17 protein-coding genes are annotated in these 13752 nt (G+C 60.4%); all 17 read left to right on the top strand.

From position 1 onward, the window contains the following. The first annotated feature begins 10 nt into the window (after positions 1 to 10). The 17 genes from AY555_RS06565 to AY555_RS06485 all read left to right on the top strand — a co-directional run bounded on the left by AY555_RS06565 (position 11) and on the right by AY555_RS06485 (position 13752). Positions 11 to 541, top strand: coding sequence for a hypothetical protein (locus AY555_RS06565; RefSeq protein ID WP_066134979.1), 531 nt, complete (start codon positions 11 to 13; stop codon positions 539 to 541). After that, entirely contained in the window at positions 541 to 2058 is a 1518-nt protein-coding gene (locus AY555_RS06560; protein ID WP_066134976.1) for a phage portal protein, read from the top strand. The genes AY555_RS06565 and AY555_RS06560 overlap by 1 nt, the downstream gene beginning before the upstream one ends. After that, a complete protein-coding gene (locus AY555_RS06555) occupies positions 2055 to 3917 on the top strand; it encodes a phage major capsid protein (RefSeq protein WP_066134974.1) in 1863 nt (620 codons plus the stop codon). The genes AY555_RS06560 and AY555_RS06555 overlap by 4 nt, the downstream gene beginning before the upstream one ends. Positions 3918 to 3942: 25 nt before the next feature. Continuing rightward, the gene (locus tag AY555_RS06550) at positions 3943 to 4134 is read left to right on the top strand and encodes a hypothetical protein (protein ID WP_066134972.1); all 192 of its coding nucleotides are present in this window, start codon (positions 3943 to 3945) and stop codon (positions 4132 to 4134) included. Further along, the gene (locus AY555_RS06545; protein WP_066134970.1) at positions 4131 to 4469 is read left to right on the top strand and encodes a head-tail joining protein; all 339 of its coding nucleotides are present in this window, start codon (positions 4131 to 4133) and stop codon (positions 4467 to 4469) included. Before AY555_RS06550 ends, AY555_RS06545 begins: the two co-directional genes overlap by 4 nt. Then, on the top strand, positions 4456 to 4995 hold the full coding sequence (locus AY555_RS06540) for a hypothetical protein (protein WP_066134968.1): 540 nt from the start codon (positions 4456 to 4458) through the stop codon (positions 4993 to 4995). Before AY555_RS06545 ends, AY555_RS06540 begins: the two co-directional genes overlap by 14 nt. Beyond that, on the top strand, positions 4992 to 5534 hold the full coding sequence (locus tag AY555_RS06535) for a hypothetical protein (RefSeq protein WP_066134966.1): 543 nt from the start codon (positions 4992 to 4994) through the stop codon (positions 5532 to 5534). Before AY555_RS06540 ends, AY555_RS06535 begins: the two co-directional genes overlap by 4 nt. Continuing rightward, the gene (locus AY555_RS06530; RefSeq protein ID WP_066134964.1) at positions 5531 to 6202 is read left to right on the top strand and encodes a phage baseplate assembly protein V; all 672 of its coding nucleotides are present in this window, start codon (positions 5531 to 5533) and stop codon (positions 6200 to 6202) included. Before AY555_RS06535 ends, AY555_RS06530 begins: the two co-directional genes overlap by 4 nt. 50 nt (positions 6203 to 6252) lie before the next feature. Continuing rightward, complete coding sequence (locus AY555_RS06525) at positions 6253 to 6591, top strand: GPW/gp25 family protein (protein ID WP_066134962.1); 339 nt, start codon at positions 6253 to 6255, stop codon at positions 6589 to 6591. Next, on the top strand, positions 6591 to 7505 hold the full coding sequence (locus AY555_RS06520; protein WP_066134960.1) for a baseplate assembly protein: 915 nt from the start codon (positions 6591 to 6593) through the stop codon (positions 7503 to 7505). The genes AY555_RS06525 and AY555_RS06520 overlap by 1 nt, the downstream gene beginning before the upstream one ends. Continuing rightward, positions 7502 to 8131: a phage tail protein I gene (locus tag AY555_RS06515; RefSeq protein WP_066134958.1), complete on the top strand. Its 630-nt coding sequence runs from the start codon at positions 7502 to 7504 to the stop codon at positions 8129 to 8131. Before AY555_RS06520 ends, AY555_RS06515 begins: the two co-directional genes overlap by 4 nt. Further along, positions 8128 to 9309, top strand: coding sequence for a phage tail protein (locus AY555_RS06510; protein WP_066134955.1), 1182 nt, complete (start codon positions 8128 to 8130; stop codon positions 9307 to 9309). Before AY555_RS06515 ends, AY555_RS06510 begins: the two co-directional genes overlap by 4 nt. Before the next feature lie 8 nt (positions 9310 to 9317). Beyond that, positions 9318 to 9827 (top strand): hypothetical protein, encoded by a 510-nt coding sequence (locus tag AY555_RS12025; protein WP_066134953.1) that lies wholly within the window; start codon positions 9318 to 9320, stop codon positions 9825 to 9827. 34 nt (positions 9828 to 9861) lie between these two features. Then, positions 9862 to 11040 carry a phage tail sheath subtilisin-like domain-containing protein gene (locus AY555_RS06500; protein ID WP_066134951.1) on the top strand — a complete coding sequence of 393 codons (1179 nt, stop codon included), beginning with the start codon at positions 9862 to 9864 and terminating at the stop codon, positions 11038 to 11040. Further along, positions 11040 to 11546 (top strand): phage major tail tube protein, encoded by a 507-nt coding sequence (locus tag AY555_RS06495; RefSeq protein WP_209316138.1) that lies wholly within the window; start codon positions 11040 to 11042, stop codon positions 11544 to 11546. Before AY555_RS06500 ends, AY555_RS06495 begins: the two co-directional genes overlap by 1 nt. A 43-nt stretch (positions 11547 to 11589) precedes the next feature. After that, the gene (locus AY555_RS06490) at positions 11590 to 11847 is read left to right on the top strand and encodes a phage tail assembly protein (protein WP_066134947.1); all 258 of its coding nucleotides are present in this window, start codon (positions 11590 to 11592) and stop codon (positions 11845 to 11847) included. A 117-nt stretch (positions 11848 to 11964) separates the two neighbouring features. Continuing rightward, on the top strand, positions 11965 to 13752 hold the full coding sequence (locus AY555_RS06485) for a phage tail tape measure protein (protein WP_066134946.1): 1788 nt from the start codon (positions 11965 to 11967) through the stop codon (positions 13750 to 13752).

The raw sequence follows: 13752 nt of genomic DNA, 5'->3' as shown, positions 1-13752 counted from the left end.
ACAGGTGCCTATGTTCGCCATCCAGAAAGAGATTACAGCGGGTACATCGCTGGATATTCGTGCAACGCTCCCCGCCTGTCCCCCCCCGGACTGGACTCTCCGCCTGCTTCTCAGGGGTCCCGCACCCCTTGACCTGGAGGCAGAGCCTGACGGCCTTCAGCACCGCATAAGCGTGCCCGGGAGCCGGACCACGCTGTGGCCGCCCGGCACATACTGGTATACGGCACGTGTATCCGACGGATTCACCGTATACGACCTGAAATCGGGCGCGATATTGGTGCGTGATGACCCCGATAATATTACCGGTCTTTTTGACGGGCGGGGCCATGTCATGAAGGTTCTTGAGGCCGTCGAAGCCGTTATCGAGGGGCGGGCCACCATCGACCAAAGCAAGTACAAGATTAACAACCGTGAGCTGGAACGCACACCGATCCCCGATCTCCTCCGCCTCCGGGATACATACCGGGCGGAACTGAAAAGAGCCCGGCTTGCCGAACGCGGTCAGAGCCTTCTGGGGCGGCAGGTTCTGGTGAGGTTCTGATGAATATCCTGGACCGGCTATTCAGGCGTACGGCTTCCGCAGTCCGCCGCCGCCCCGGCGCCCGTTTCTCCCGTAACTTTTTCGATTCCGCCTCGACGGACCGGTTGACCCAGTCATGGAGCACAACGCCTGTCAGCGCTGATGAGGTCGTGCGCAGGAACTATACCTCATTGGTTGCCCGTTCCAGACATGAAGCCGACAACAATGACTACGCGAAAAAATTTGTTCGGTTATGTGTGCAGAACATTGTCGGGCCCAAGGGCGTTCTTCTCCAGGCGCAGGCCCGCGATTTCGACGGCAACCTGGATAATTCGGCCAATGACGCCCTGGAAGATGCCTGGGACCGGTGGGGGGCCGCCAAAAGTTGTGATATCGGCGGCCAATTGAGCTGGCGGGCCCTACAGTCTCTTTGCATCACCAGCGCGGCGCGGGACGGCGAGTTCTTTATAAAAATGGTCCATGGCCCGGATGCAGGCCCGTGGGGGTTTGCGCTCCAGGTTATTGATCCCACCCGCTGCCCTGTCCACCTCGACCAGGACCACCGGACCGGAGGATCATTCATCCGCCAGGGCATTGAATTCAATATGTCGGGGCGGCCCCTAGCCTATTACTTCATGACAACAGATGACGGGCGCCCTGACTATAGCGTTGAGGGCAAGAATTATCGCCGCATCCCGGCCAGCGAGATTATACACGGGTTTCTGCCTGACATTGTCGGGCAGAAGCGGGGCTTACCTTGGATGGCGACAAGCCTGTGGCGCCTGCACATGCTGAAAGAGTTTGAACACGCGGCCCTGGTCAACGCAAGAACAGCTGCTGCAAAGTGCGGCTTCTTCAAGCACGAATTCGAGACGGGTGACACTCTCGACGAAAACGAAGAGCTCTACATGGAGGCCAAGGCCGGGGTCTTCCAGGAGCTCCCCGCAGGAGTGAGCTTTCAGGAGTGGAACCCGTCCTATCCACGCGGCGAGTTCCACTCCTTCCAGAAAGCCATGTTAAGAGGCGCGGCCAGTGGCATGGGTGTTGCGTACAACAATTTAGCCAACGACCTTGAAGGCGTGAATTATTCAAGTATTCGGCAAGGCACACTGGACGAGCGCGAGCACTGGAAGTGGCTCCAGGAATGGTTAATTGAGACCTTGCATGAACCCGTCTTCAAAGCCTGGCTCCCCAAAGCCCTTCTGCATGGTGTCGCGATGGAAAACGGCGGGACCCTTCGCCCGGACCGGCTGGAAAAATACAGCCGCGTTGCCTGGCAGCCCCGCCGCTGGCAGTGGATTGATCCCGCCGCCGATATAAAGGCCGCGATCGCCGCGAAAAACAACATGCTGTCCTCCCCCTCGCAGATCATTCGTGAACAGGGCCGGGATCCGGATTCCGTGTGGCGGGAAATCGCCCGCGACATCTGTGCGATGGAGGCGGCAGGGATTCCGAAAGAATACATCGGCAGTGCAATTGGCTTGGCCCTCGGGGCGCCCACGCAAGCGGGCGCGGGAAAAACCGGAGAACCTGAATGAGTAGTCTACAAACCCTGACCGCCGAAATGATCAATACGCGTGATGGCGAGCGCCCGGGCCTGACCCGGTCGGGTCGGGTGAGCGCGTTTGATGAAGAAAACCGCTGCGTCGAGCTGGCGTTCTCGTCCGAAACGCCTGTTTTGCGGTGGTTTGGTGAGGAAATTCTCGACCATGCCCCCGGCGCCATGGATACCAGCAGGCTTGACGACGGGGCCCCATTTCTGGTCGGGCACAACCCGGAGGACCATGTCGGGGTTGTGGAAATGGTTGAAACAGGCGCAGACCGCAAGGGCCGCGCCCGGGTCCGCCTTGGTAAATCTGCACGGGCTCAAGAAATCCTCGACGATATTCGCGATGGCATCCGCCAGCATGTGTCGGTCGGCTATACGGTCGATGACGTCGAGGTCCAGAAACGTGCCGGGCAGCCGGACCTTGTTACTGTGCGGCGATGGCAGCCTTTTGAAATCTCATTGGTTTCCATCCCCGCCGACCCGTCCGTCGGGGTCGGGCGCAGCATGGAAAAACCGCCACAGGACTTCAGGCCGCACGTCGCGGAGACTGACGACAACAACACCCACGTGAGGATCGGAGCGGGAATGGAAAAGACAACAGACACGGTCGAAGCCAAGGTAATGACTGCCGAGGACCCTGTTCAGGCTGAACGGGCGCGCGCAGCAGCCATTATTGACCTCGGGCGGCAGTACAAGGCCGAAGCCCTGGCCAGTCAAGCGGTGACGGGCAACCGCAGCGTCGATGAGTTCAGGGCCGACCTTTTGAAGCATATTGCGTCTGGCACCACCCCCGCCCTTGATGTGCGCTCCATACCGACCGTCGGACTGACCGAGAAGGAATGCCGTTCGTTTAGTATTGTCCGTGCTGTTCGTGCCCTGGCGGCGCCGGGGAACCACGAGCTAAGGGAAGAGGCTGCTTTTGAGTTCGAAGTAAGCCGTGCCACCGCGCGGGCCTTGGGAAAAATGACCAACGGAATTATGGTCCCCCAGGACGTTCTTGACCGCGCCCTCAACACATCGAAAGACGGGAGCGAGGCAGGAAATACAGGCGGCTATCTGGTCGCTACAGATTATTTGGCCTCGTCCTTCATACAGATCCTGCGCAACCGCACAGTTTCCATGCGCCTTGGTACGCCGCTGACAGGCTTGGTCGGCGATGTGGAGATACCCGCACAAACCTCCGGGGCAATGGGCTATTGGATCGGAGAAGGTGCGGACGCTCCTGACACGCTTCCGGTCTTCCATTCCAAAAAGATGTCTCCCCGAACAGTGGCTGCGGCAGTGCCCGTTACCCGCCGTCAGATCATGCAGTCCAGCATCGATATCGAGGCAATGATTCGCGCAGATATAGCTGCTGCCGTTGGAGCTACCATCGACAAGGCCGCCTTCTACGGCGCGGGAAGCAAGGAGCCTCTCGGGCTGTCCCGTCTTTCTGGGATAAATGCAGTAAAATTCGCTGCCAAAGGCAACCCTGCATATGCCGAGCTGATCCAGATGGAATCCGAGATAGCGGGCGACAATGCTGATTGTCCGGGAATGGCCTACGTTTTGTCCAGCCGCACAAAGGGCTGGCTGAAGACAGCCCAGAAATTCGAGGGAACGAATGGCGCACCTGTCTGGGAGGCGGGGGATACTGTCAATGGATACCGTGTTGAAGCAACAAACCAGATTGATTCCAATGATGTTTTCTTCGGCAATTTTGCAGATCTGCTGATCGGGCTTTGGGGTGGCCTTGAAATCACGGTGGATGCTGCGGCCTATGCCAAAAGCGGGGGCATCCAGATTATTGCTTTCCAGGACTGCGACTTTCTTGCCCGCCGGGCAGAATCATTCTGCCTCGGGCGCTAGTGCCGTACTTTGATGGAGGGAGAAGATGGCTGAAGATCCCGATGGTGTAACGGGCCTTGTTACGCTGCGTGTGGTGTTTCCATTCGGATACGAGGGAGTTATCCGCAAGGACGGGGATACCGTTTCTGTGCCCGTGGACGTTGCGCGTAATCTGATCGCACGCGGCAAGGCGGCTCTTGTATCCCCGAAACCAGCCACGGAGAAGAGGACCAAGTGACAGGTTTCCACACGTGGGAGGAACTGGGGCTGTTTCTCAACCCGAAAGAGTTCGCAGAAGCAGCGGTCCTCCAGCTGCAAAACGGCACCGAGCGTACTGTTACCGTTCTATACGATGACCCCTACCTTGATGTTGAGTTGGGGGAGTACTGCGGTGACCGGACAGAGCCGCGCCTGAACGGAAAAATGTCGGACCTTGGAGACCTGCGGCGCGGCGATACGGTCTTGTTACTGCGGACGGGTGAGGTTTTTGACGTTCTTGGGGCGGCTCAACCCGACGGGACCGGCTGGGCTGTTGTTCCTCTCGCGAGTGTAAACAAAGATGCTGGGTTTTGAAATCAACACAGCAGAGTTAGCGCGGATTGCAGATGAGTTCTATGCATCTGAGTCCGTCGTCCAGCACGCCCGCAGCCGCGCTTTGCACAAGACTGCATTATACATTACCCGCCTTGTCAAAAGCGGGCTGTTGGGTGAGCTCCAGCTGAGCAATGCAAAGGCGCTGCGGACGCGTTTGAAGAGTCTCAAAGGTGACGGAGCTTCAGCCGGGTTGTGGATCGGGGCCAACGCTATTGAAATCTGTCGATTCCGCGGGAAGCCCCGGACTTCAGCCAGAGGGGTTTCGTTCCGCTCGCAGGATTTTGCAGGCTCTTTCATGGCCCGGATGCCAAGCGGCCATACATCTGTTTATCATCGATCCAGGAAGCGTCGCCTTCCCATCGAAGAGCAGGCTCTGCCTGTGCACGAGGCCATTGCCGCGTTCACCGAGACAAAGGCGGTCCCTGAAATCAGCAGCGTATTTTATCGGTATTTCTCGGATGAAATCCGCATGCGCACTGTTTACGGGCCGAAAGGACGCGGATGAACGCCAGGACGCAGGTTACAGTCGAGGAGGTCCAGGGCGCGATACGGTCTGCTGTCCGCGCCGCGTTCCCGGCGATGAAGTGCACAGACTTTTATTATGATGACAGGGCGCGCTTGCCTGTTCCCGCATGCCTTCTGGAACTGACCGAGATGGAGCCGTGCGCGGAAAGCGACCCGGGGTCCGGCCAGCTGGCCGTGACAGCGCGTTTCAGCGCATATCTTCTCATCGGATTCCGGACTGAGCGGGCGCACCTCAGCATCTGTACCCTGGCGGCGGCTTTTGCCCGGCTCGCGCACCGCAACCGCTGGGGTCTGCCGGTTGAGCCCGCGACGGTCACCGCGATCAGCCCCGACCACTTCAACCCCGAATTTGATCAATACCTGGTCTGGCGCGTGGACTGGCAGCAAATCATCCATCTGGCGCAAAGCGTCTGGGATGACGATGAACCTGTGCCCCGGGTCGCACTGGGCAGCTGGTCGCCAGAGATTGGCCCCGCCTACGAGCCTTCCTATACAACGACAGAGAAAGACAGCGGATGAGCTGGGGCTTGGGAGAGCTGGAGAGGCGGCTTGCGAACATCATCCGTGCCGGTGTTGTGGAGGCGCTTGACGCTTCGGTGGCCCGTGTTCGGGTGCGCAGCGGCGACCTTTTGACAGGCTGGCTCCCATGGTTGACGCAGCGGGCTGGCACTGACCGGACATGGTGGGCGCCGGAGCCCGGGGAGCAAGTCCTTGTCCTCGCGCAAAGCGGCGACCTTGCGCAGGGGGTTGTTCTCCCGGCTCTCTACAGGGCTGCGCATGCGCCCCCGGCAGATCAAGCGACAATCCATCGTACGGAATACGCCGATGGCACTTTTTTTGAATATGACAAGGCCGCCAGCCGGCTGACCATCCGCAGCCCCGGCGAGGTCGTTGTTCGCGCCGCCCGTACCCTCACCGCTGACTTTGACGGGGTGGTGGCTGTCAGGTCCGGCACCCACATCACGATAGACGCACCCACCGTCACTGTAACAGGTGATCTGACGGTAGAGGGCCGCTTGACCTATCTTGCCGGGATGTCGGGGTCTACAGGCGGGTCGGATGCGGCGGCGATGATCAGCGGCAGCATTCATGTTGTTGACGGCGATGTGACCGCCGGGGGCACAAGCCTGCGGGACCACGTTCACACCGGTGATTCCGGGGGTACTACAACCGCGCCGACCGGCTAGGGGAAAAACCGCCACAGGACGCAGGAGCGCTGTGTTCACAAGATGGACACATGAACGGCACCAACGCAAAAACGGGCAAGCCCCTCTCCGGGCTTGATCATCTCTCGCAAAGCATCAGGGATATCTTGACCACCCCTGTTGGGAGCCGGGTTATGCGGCGTGATTACGGCAGTCGCCTGCCATCCTTGGTCGATGCGCCCGTCAACCGCAGCACCATACTGGAGCTTTACGCGGCCACAGCCGAGGCTCTCGCCCGCTGGGAGCCGCGTTTCAAGCTCCAGCACGTGCGCATTCTCGAAGCCCAAGTCGGCGGCATCCTCATGGACCTGACCGGAATATACCTGCCTGAAGGCCGTCAGGTTTCTTTGCCCGGAGTGCGCGTCCAGTGATGAAAGAAGCCCGGTACAGCGCCATTGACCTGTCGCAGCTGCGCCCCCCTGATGTTGTTGAGCAGCTTGATTATGAGTCTGTTCTCGCCGACATGCTCGCAGGGCTGCGAGCATACAAAAACCAGAACGGCGAAGCCATTTTTACAGCGCTGGTTGAGAGCGACCCGGCGTTAAAGATCCTTGAGGTCGCAGCGTACCGGGAAATGATTGTCCGGCAGAGAGTCAACGAGGCGGCTCGGTCTGTCATGCTGGCTTACGCGACCGGCACAAATCTCGATCATCTGGGAGCTTTGCCGGGTGTCGCCCGCAAGGTCCTGCAAGAAGCCAACCCGCAGGCATTCCCCCCCGTAGACGCAGTGCTGGAGAGCGACGACGACTACCGCCGCCGGATTCAGCTCTCTCTCGAGGGCTTCAGCTCTGCCGGACCAACCGGGGCCTATATCTTTCATGCTTTATCCGCAGCGCCGGGGGTCAAGGATGTTGACGCTTTCAGCCCCGCGCCCGGCGTTGTGGCGGTGACGGTCATGTCAAATGGAGGCGATGGCTCGCCCGGCGCAGACCTGCTGGCAACGGTGCAGGAGCGCCTGTCTGATGAAAGTATCAGGCCCCTGACTGACCGCGTTGTGGTTCAAGCTGCAAAGATCCGCCCATACACCATACGCGCCCGGTTGCTTTTCCATGATGGCCCGGACCGTGAGGCCGTCCTGGCCCACGTCCGGGCTATGGCCGAAAAATTCTGCCACGAACACCACCGCCTGGGGGCCGATATCACGATATCCGGGCTATATGCCGCGCTGCATCAGGCCGGCGTTCGGAAGGTAGAGCTTCTGGAGCCGACAGAGACAATCAGTATTGACCGGGTCGAGGCTGCGTGGTGCACAGACGTAGACATTCTGGAGGGCGATGCCCCATGACAGACGATTTGTTGCCGCCGAATGCCTCTCCGGAAGAAAAAGCCCTTAGCCGTGCCATGGACAGGCTATCTGCTGTCCCGGTGCCTGTCAGCGGCATGTGGAGGCCTGAAGAAATCCCCGCTTCCGCGCTTCCATGGCTGGCGTGGGCGTTGTCGGTGGATGTATGGAACCCGGACTGGCCGGAGGCGCGGAAGCGGGCGGTGATTGCGGCTTCGTTTCAAGTGCACAGGCACAAGGGGACGCGTCGCGCGGTGCGCGAGGCGCTTGAGGCCCTTGATGTTGACGTCACGCTGACCGAATGGTTTGAGGCTGACCCGCCCGCGCCCGTCCATACGTTTACCGCCGAAATTGCCACACCGGGCCCGGTCTCGCCAGCGCTGTCCGACGAAGCCCTGTCCATGATCCGGGCGTCCAAGAATGTTCGCTCGCACCTGACCGCCCTGCGCGTGGTCATGCACCAGTCCGGCACAACCCCACAGACGGCGGCGGCCTTGCTTCTGGGCGAGACCGTCTGCCTACGTCCCGCCCCCCCGGTCGATCCGGTTTCCCTTGCCCCCGCCCCCCTGATGGCCGCCGCCCTGTACGGCGCGGAAACGGTCACTGCCTATCCGCTGGAGGCCGCATGAGCGCACCCCACTATTACACTTTGGTAACCGACGCGGGTCATACCCGCCTGACTGAAGCCCTTGCTACGTCCAAGCCGGTTGTTCTGACCCACTTTGCTTTCGGGGACGGCGACGGCGCGGCCTATGACCCGACGCCGGATCAAACCGCCTTGCGCCGCGAGGTCTGGCGCACCGAAATCAATTCCATCCGCACCGACCCGAAAAACCCCGCCTGGCTGACCGTCGAGGCGGTGATCCCGGCGCGGGTCGGCGGCTGGACCGTGCGCGAGGCCGGTGTGTTTGACGCCGACGGCATCCTGATTGCCGTCGCTAAATATCCCGAGAGCTTCAAGCCTCAACTGGATGACGGCGTTGGTAAAGACCTGTGCTGCCGCATGATTTTGCAGCACGGCAACGTGAGCGCCGTGACCCTGAAAATTGACCCGTCGGTGGTGCTTGCAACCCGTGATCATGTTTCCGCAGAGGTCGCCGCCGCGATCGCCTCTCATGCCGGTCCCGGCCACAGCCCGCCGGATGCCTCCACCACTGTCAAGGGACTGGTGGAACTGGCCACCACAGCCGAGGCCCGCGCCGGGTCGTCCACCCATCTGGCCGTCACCCCGGCGGGCCTGAAGGCCGCCATGGATGCCGCCACCCCCATAACACCCGGCATCGTCCGGCTGGCGACGGCGGATGAGGTCAAGGCCGGGACGGATGCGGAAAAGGCCGTCACCCCTGCGGCGCTGGCCCAGGCTTTTCCGGCTCCGGTGGGCAGCGTGATCATGCATGCCGGGCAGGAGCCGCCACCGCTGTATCTGAAGTGCAACGGGGCGCTCCTGAGCCGCGCCGCATATCCTGAACTGTTCACCGTGATCGGAACCACATTCGGGAGTGGTGACGGCTCCACAACCTTCGCCGTGCCGGACCTGCGCGGTGAATTCCTGCGCGGCTGGGATGACGGGCGGGGCGTGGATTCAGGCCGCGCGTTCGGAAGTGCACAGTCGGATGACTTCGAAAGCCACAGTCACGTCTCGATAGGTCGTTCCTTTAACCAAGGCGCATTTTTCGCAACGACCGGTGGGTACGGAATCTGGCCCAACGGCAACATAGACCCGAATTACCACAGAACCTCAAGTGAAGGCGGCGCCGAAACCCGCCCCCGCAACATCGCCCTTCTTGCCTGCATCCGATATCGCTGAGGCCCATTATGAACTGTACTGTCTATCGTACTGTGAACGGCTTCTATGCCGGTGAGCATGTCCTTGACCAAGGCGACCTTGACCCCCGCTCGCCGGGGTCTTGGCTGATCCCAGCCGGGTGCGTCACCGTCCCGCCGCCTGCTCTGGCCGAAGGCGAACAGGCCCGCTGGGATGGAGCGGCGTGGGTGGTCGTGCCTGTGCCAGACACCGCCGCAGCGGTGGCCCCAGACGCCGCAGCCGCTGAAGCCGCACTGCCTTCTGCCGCGCTGGTACAAGCCGAAGCCCGCCGCCGCCTGTCTGCGACGGACTGGTACGTCGTGCGTCAGATTGAAACCGGCGAGGCCGTCCCCGCGCCCATCGCCCGGTTTCGCGCCGCCATTCGCGAGCGCTGCAACGCACTGGAAGCCGCATCCCCCATCCCACCCGATTACTACGCCGATCAACACTGGCCGCACACGCCGGATGGTGGCCTTGAGAGCCAGGAAAAAGCGCCACAGGACAAGCCAACTAAAGCATAGATGATGATGAACGCTTCTAGGTGGAGGTTCAAACGTGCCTGAAACATTTCTTCATGGTGTCGAGGTTCTGGAAATTGATGCTGGACCACGCCCGGTGCGGACCGTCCGGTCTTCGGTGATCGGGGTTGTGGGGACAGCGCCGGGAGCGGATGCGGATCGTTTTCCGCTGAATACCCCGGTGCTGGTCACCGGCAGCCGCACCGAGGCCGCAAAGCTCGGCAGCGACGGGTCTTTGCCCGATGCCCTGGACGGTATCTTTGACCAGATCGGCGCTGTGGTGGTGGTGATCCGGGTTGACAAGGGCAAATCCGACGCCGAAACGCTGGCCAATGTGGTGGGCGGTGTTGATGCGGCCAGTGGTCAGTTCCGTGGCGTGCATGCGCTGCTGGGAGCGGAATCGGTGGTGGGTTTTGCGCCACGCATCCTGTGCGCCCCCGGTTTCACCCATCAGGCTGAAGAAGGACAGGCCAACCCGGTGGTGGCCGAGCTGAAAGGCATTGCCGACCGTTTGCGGGCTATTGTGGTGGCCGATGGCCCCAATACCACTGACGAGGCTGCCCAAACCTATGCGCGACAGAATGCCGGGACCCGGGTCTATATGATCGACCCGTGGGTCAAGGTTCTGGACCGGTCCGGCGCGGTTGCCGTGCGTCCGGCATCGGCACGCGTGGCCGGTATCATCGCCCGTGGTGATAACGATCGTGGTTTCTGGTGGTCGCCGTCCAACCAGCCGGTCAACGGCATTGTCGGCACCGCCCGCCCGGTTGATTTCAAGCTAGGTGATACTGCCAGCCGCGCCAACCTGCTGAATGAAAAGGGCATTGCCACGATCATTTGTCAGGATGGATATCGTCTGTGGGGCAACCGCTCTCTGTCGGCGGATCCCAAGTGGGCGTTCCTGTCGGTGCGCCGCACTGCCGACCTGATCAACGAAAGCCTGCAGCGCGCCCACATGTGGGCTGTGGACCGGAATATCACCAAGACCTATGTCCAGGATGTCACCGAAGGCGTCAATGCCTACCTGCGCACCCTGACCAATCTGGGTGCCGTTCTGGGCGGACGGTGCTGGGCTGATCCGGACCTGAATACCCCGGCCAACATCACCCAGGGCAAAATCTACTTCAACTTCGATTTCACCCCTCCCTATCCGGCGGAGCACATCACGTTCCGTTCCCATCTGGTCAATGATTACATCAAGGAGGCCTTTCACTGATGGCCGCGCGCGACGTTCTGAAAAATATCAACCTGTTCGTTGACGGGCGTGGCTATGCCGGGCAGATCAGCGAGTATTCTCCCCCCTCCCTGGCGCTGGTGACTGAAGATTTTCGCGCCGGGGGTATGGATGCGCCCGTCAAAATTGATATGGGCATGGAACCCTTGGAAACCAGCTTCAGCCTGATCAGCTACGACCGCGATGTGCTGGCCCTGTTCGGTGTTGCCGAAGGAAAAAATGTGCCTCTGACTGCCCGCGGTGCCTTGGAATCGTGGGATGGAACCGTCAAACCGGTTGTGCACACCATGCGCGGCAAGATCACCAAAATTGAACGGGGGGCTTGGTCTGCGGGGCAGAAACCGACCTTGGGTGTTACGCTGTGCCTTGAATATTTCAAGGAGGAACACGGCGGGCAGACCGTTCACGAGATTGATGTCATCAACATGATCCGCAAGGTCAACGGCGAGGACCGCCTGGCGCAGATCAGAAGTGCGATTGGTGTGTAGAGCGACCACGTGTTTGTTGGCACATAAAGGAGAGCCAGAGTACATGGATTATACGACCGAATATGTAGACGTCACCTTGTCCCGCCCCATTGACCTGGACGGGACGCAAGTCAGCAGTTTGCGGATGCGCGAGCCGACGGTCCATGATCAGATTGCTTGCCAGTCGGTCAAGGGAAGCACAGCCCAACAGGAGGTTACACTCTTTGCAAATTTGTGCGGGATAGCCCCTGATAATATCCAGAAACTTCGGCTGCGTGACTACAGGAAGCTGCAGGATGCTTACTCAAATTTTCTCGAATAAGCCCGGTCGATCTGCGCCACAACGTGATCGCCCTGGCTTCGTTCACGTCCTGGGGTTTGTCTGAAATTGCATCTATGCCGCTAAGCCAGTTCAAATGGTGGATCGAGGGGCTGCCGCGTGGCGACTGAACAAAAACTCAGCACAAAAATAACAATCGGCGCAGCCCTGGATGCATCGTTTGCGCGGAATGTCGGCCTGATCAAGGGGGGATTGGACAGCGTCGGGTCCGAGATCAAGACCATTACAAAGCGCCAGCAGGAGCTCAAGAAACAGCGCAAGGTTCTGGAGCGGGAAGGTAAATCTGTTGATGCCCTGGACCGGGAGTACCAGGAGCTCGGGAGCACACTGGACAAGCTGCGGGTCAGTCAGAAAAAGTGGGAGCGGGCTGCTGCCGCCAGCAACAGGGTTGGTGAGAAATTCGGGCAAATGCAAGGTGCGGTGGGGGGCTTGGCCCGAAATACCACTGTCGCTGTCGGCGCTGCCGGGGCCGCAATTTTCAGCCTCGCAAACTCGACCGCAGGATTGGGTGATCATGTCGCAAAAACAGCCGGAAAGATGGGGATTGGCATCGAGGCCTTGCAGGAGTTGCGCTACGCCGCCGAGCGCAGTGGAATGTCTGCCGAAGGTCTTGACGGGTCCATGGAAAAATTGTCCAAGGGCATCGGCGAGGCCGTCCAGGGGAGCGGAACGGCAAAGAAAGCGTTCGAGCAGCTGGGTCTTTCTGCGCAGGCGATGGCATCCATGCAGCCGGATGAAGCGCTGGCACTGGTAGCCGATCGGTTGCAGTCCGTGGAAAATGGCGCAGAGCGCGTTGCGTTGGCAACGGCCATATTTGGCCGCTCCGGCGCGGGCATGATCAACATGCTGAAAGATGGCTCTGCCGGGCTGACCCAGCTCCGGGAAGATGCGCGGGCGACAGGCTATGTTCTGAGCGAAAAAACAGCCCGGGATGCGGAGGCGTTCAAGGATGCGCTTCTGGATGCACAATTGGGGCTTGCCGGGTTGAAGAATACCATTGGCGGGGCCCTGATGCCGGTCGTTACAGACATGATGAAGGATTTTACAAGCTATATGCGGGAAAACCGCGATGAGGTCGTCGCCTTCGCAAAGCGCTTTGCCGACGGGTTCCGCGAGATAGTCCCCTTTATCGGGGATGCCGTCCGGGGCATTGCCGCAATAGCCACAGGCTTTGCGTCGGTAACGAACAATCTCGCATCCCTTGTCGGTGGCTTTGACAACTTGGGTATCATCATGTCGGCTGTCTTTGCCAGCAAGGCTGTTGTGTCTGTCTTGTCTTTTGGTTCAGCCGTATGGGGTCTTGGTTCGGCCATGATCGGGCTTGCTGGCGGGCTCCCTGCTGTTGCGGCAGGGATCAAGGCGATCGGCCTGGCCTTGGTGGCCACCCCGATTGGCGCAATCATCGCAGGCATCGCGCTCGCTGCGGGGCTTGTTATTGCAAACTGGTCAACCGTCAAGGCGTTCTTCGGAACACTGTGTGACTGGATCGCCGATAAGTTCTCCGCAATCGGTGAATTTTTCACGGGCCTGTGGGCTGGAATTACAGACGCTGCAAGCGCCGCCTTTGAATGGATTCTAGAGAAACTGCAATGGGTCGGCGCGGGGATTGGTAAGGTTGCATCCTTTTTTGGCCTTGGTCAGGACGCCGGGGGAAAACCCGGCGCCGAGCCGACACCCTCTTCATCTTCGGCGGCCCCGCCTGCGGCTATTCGGGGGGCTGCACCCGGCAAGGCGGACGTCACAAACAACGTCACCAACGCCCCCGTCTTCAATATCCAGCAGCAGCCCGGCCAGGACCCCCGGCAGCTGGCAGAAGAAATAGAGCGGATTCGACGCGAGAATGAACGCGGCGCGCTGCATGACGGGGCCATGGCTTATGGGTATTGA

Origin of the sequence: Haematospirillum jordaniae (assembly GCF_001611975.1) — a bacterium.
GTDB lineage: Bacteria > Pseudomonadota > Alphaproteobacteria > Rhodospirillales > Rhodospirillaceae > Haematospirillum > Haematospirillum jordaniae.
Note: the sequence above shows the minus strand (reverse complement) of the source record. Positions and strands in the feature narration are given on the sequence as shown.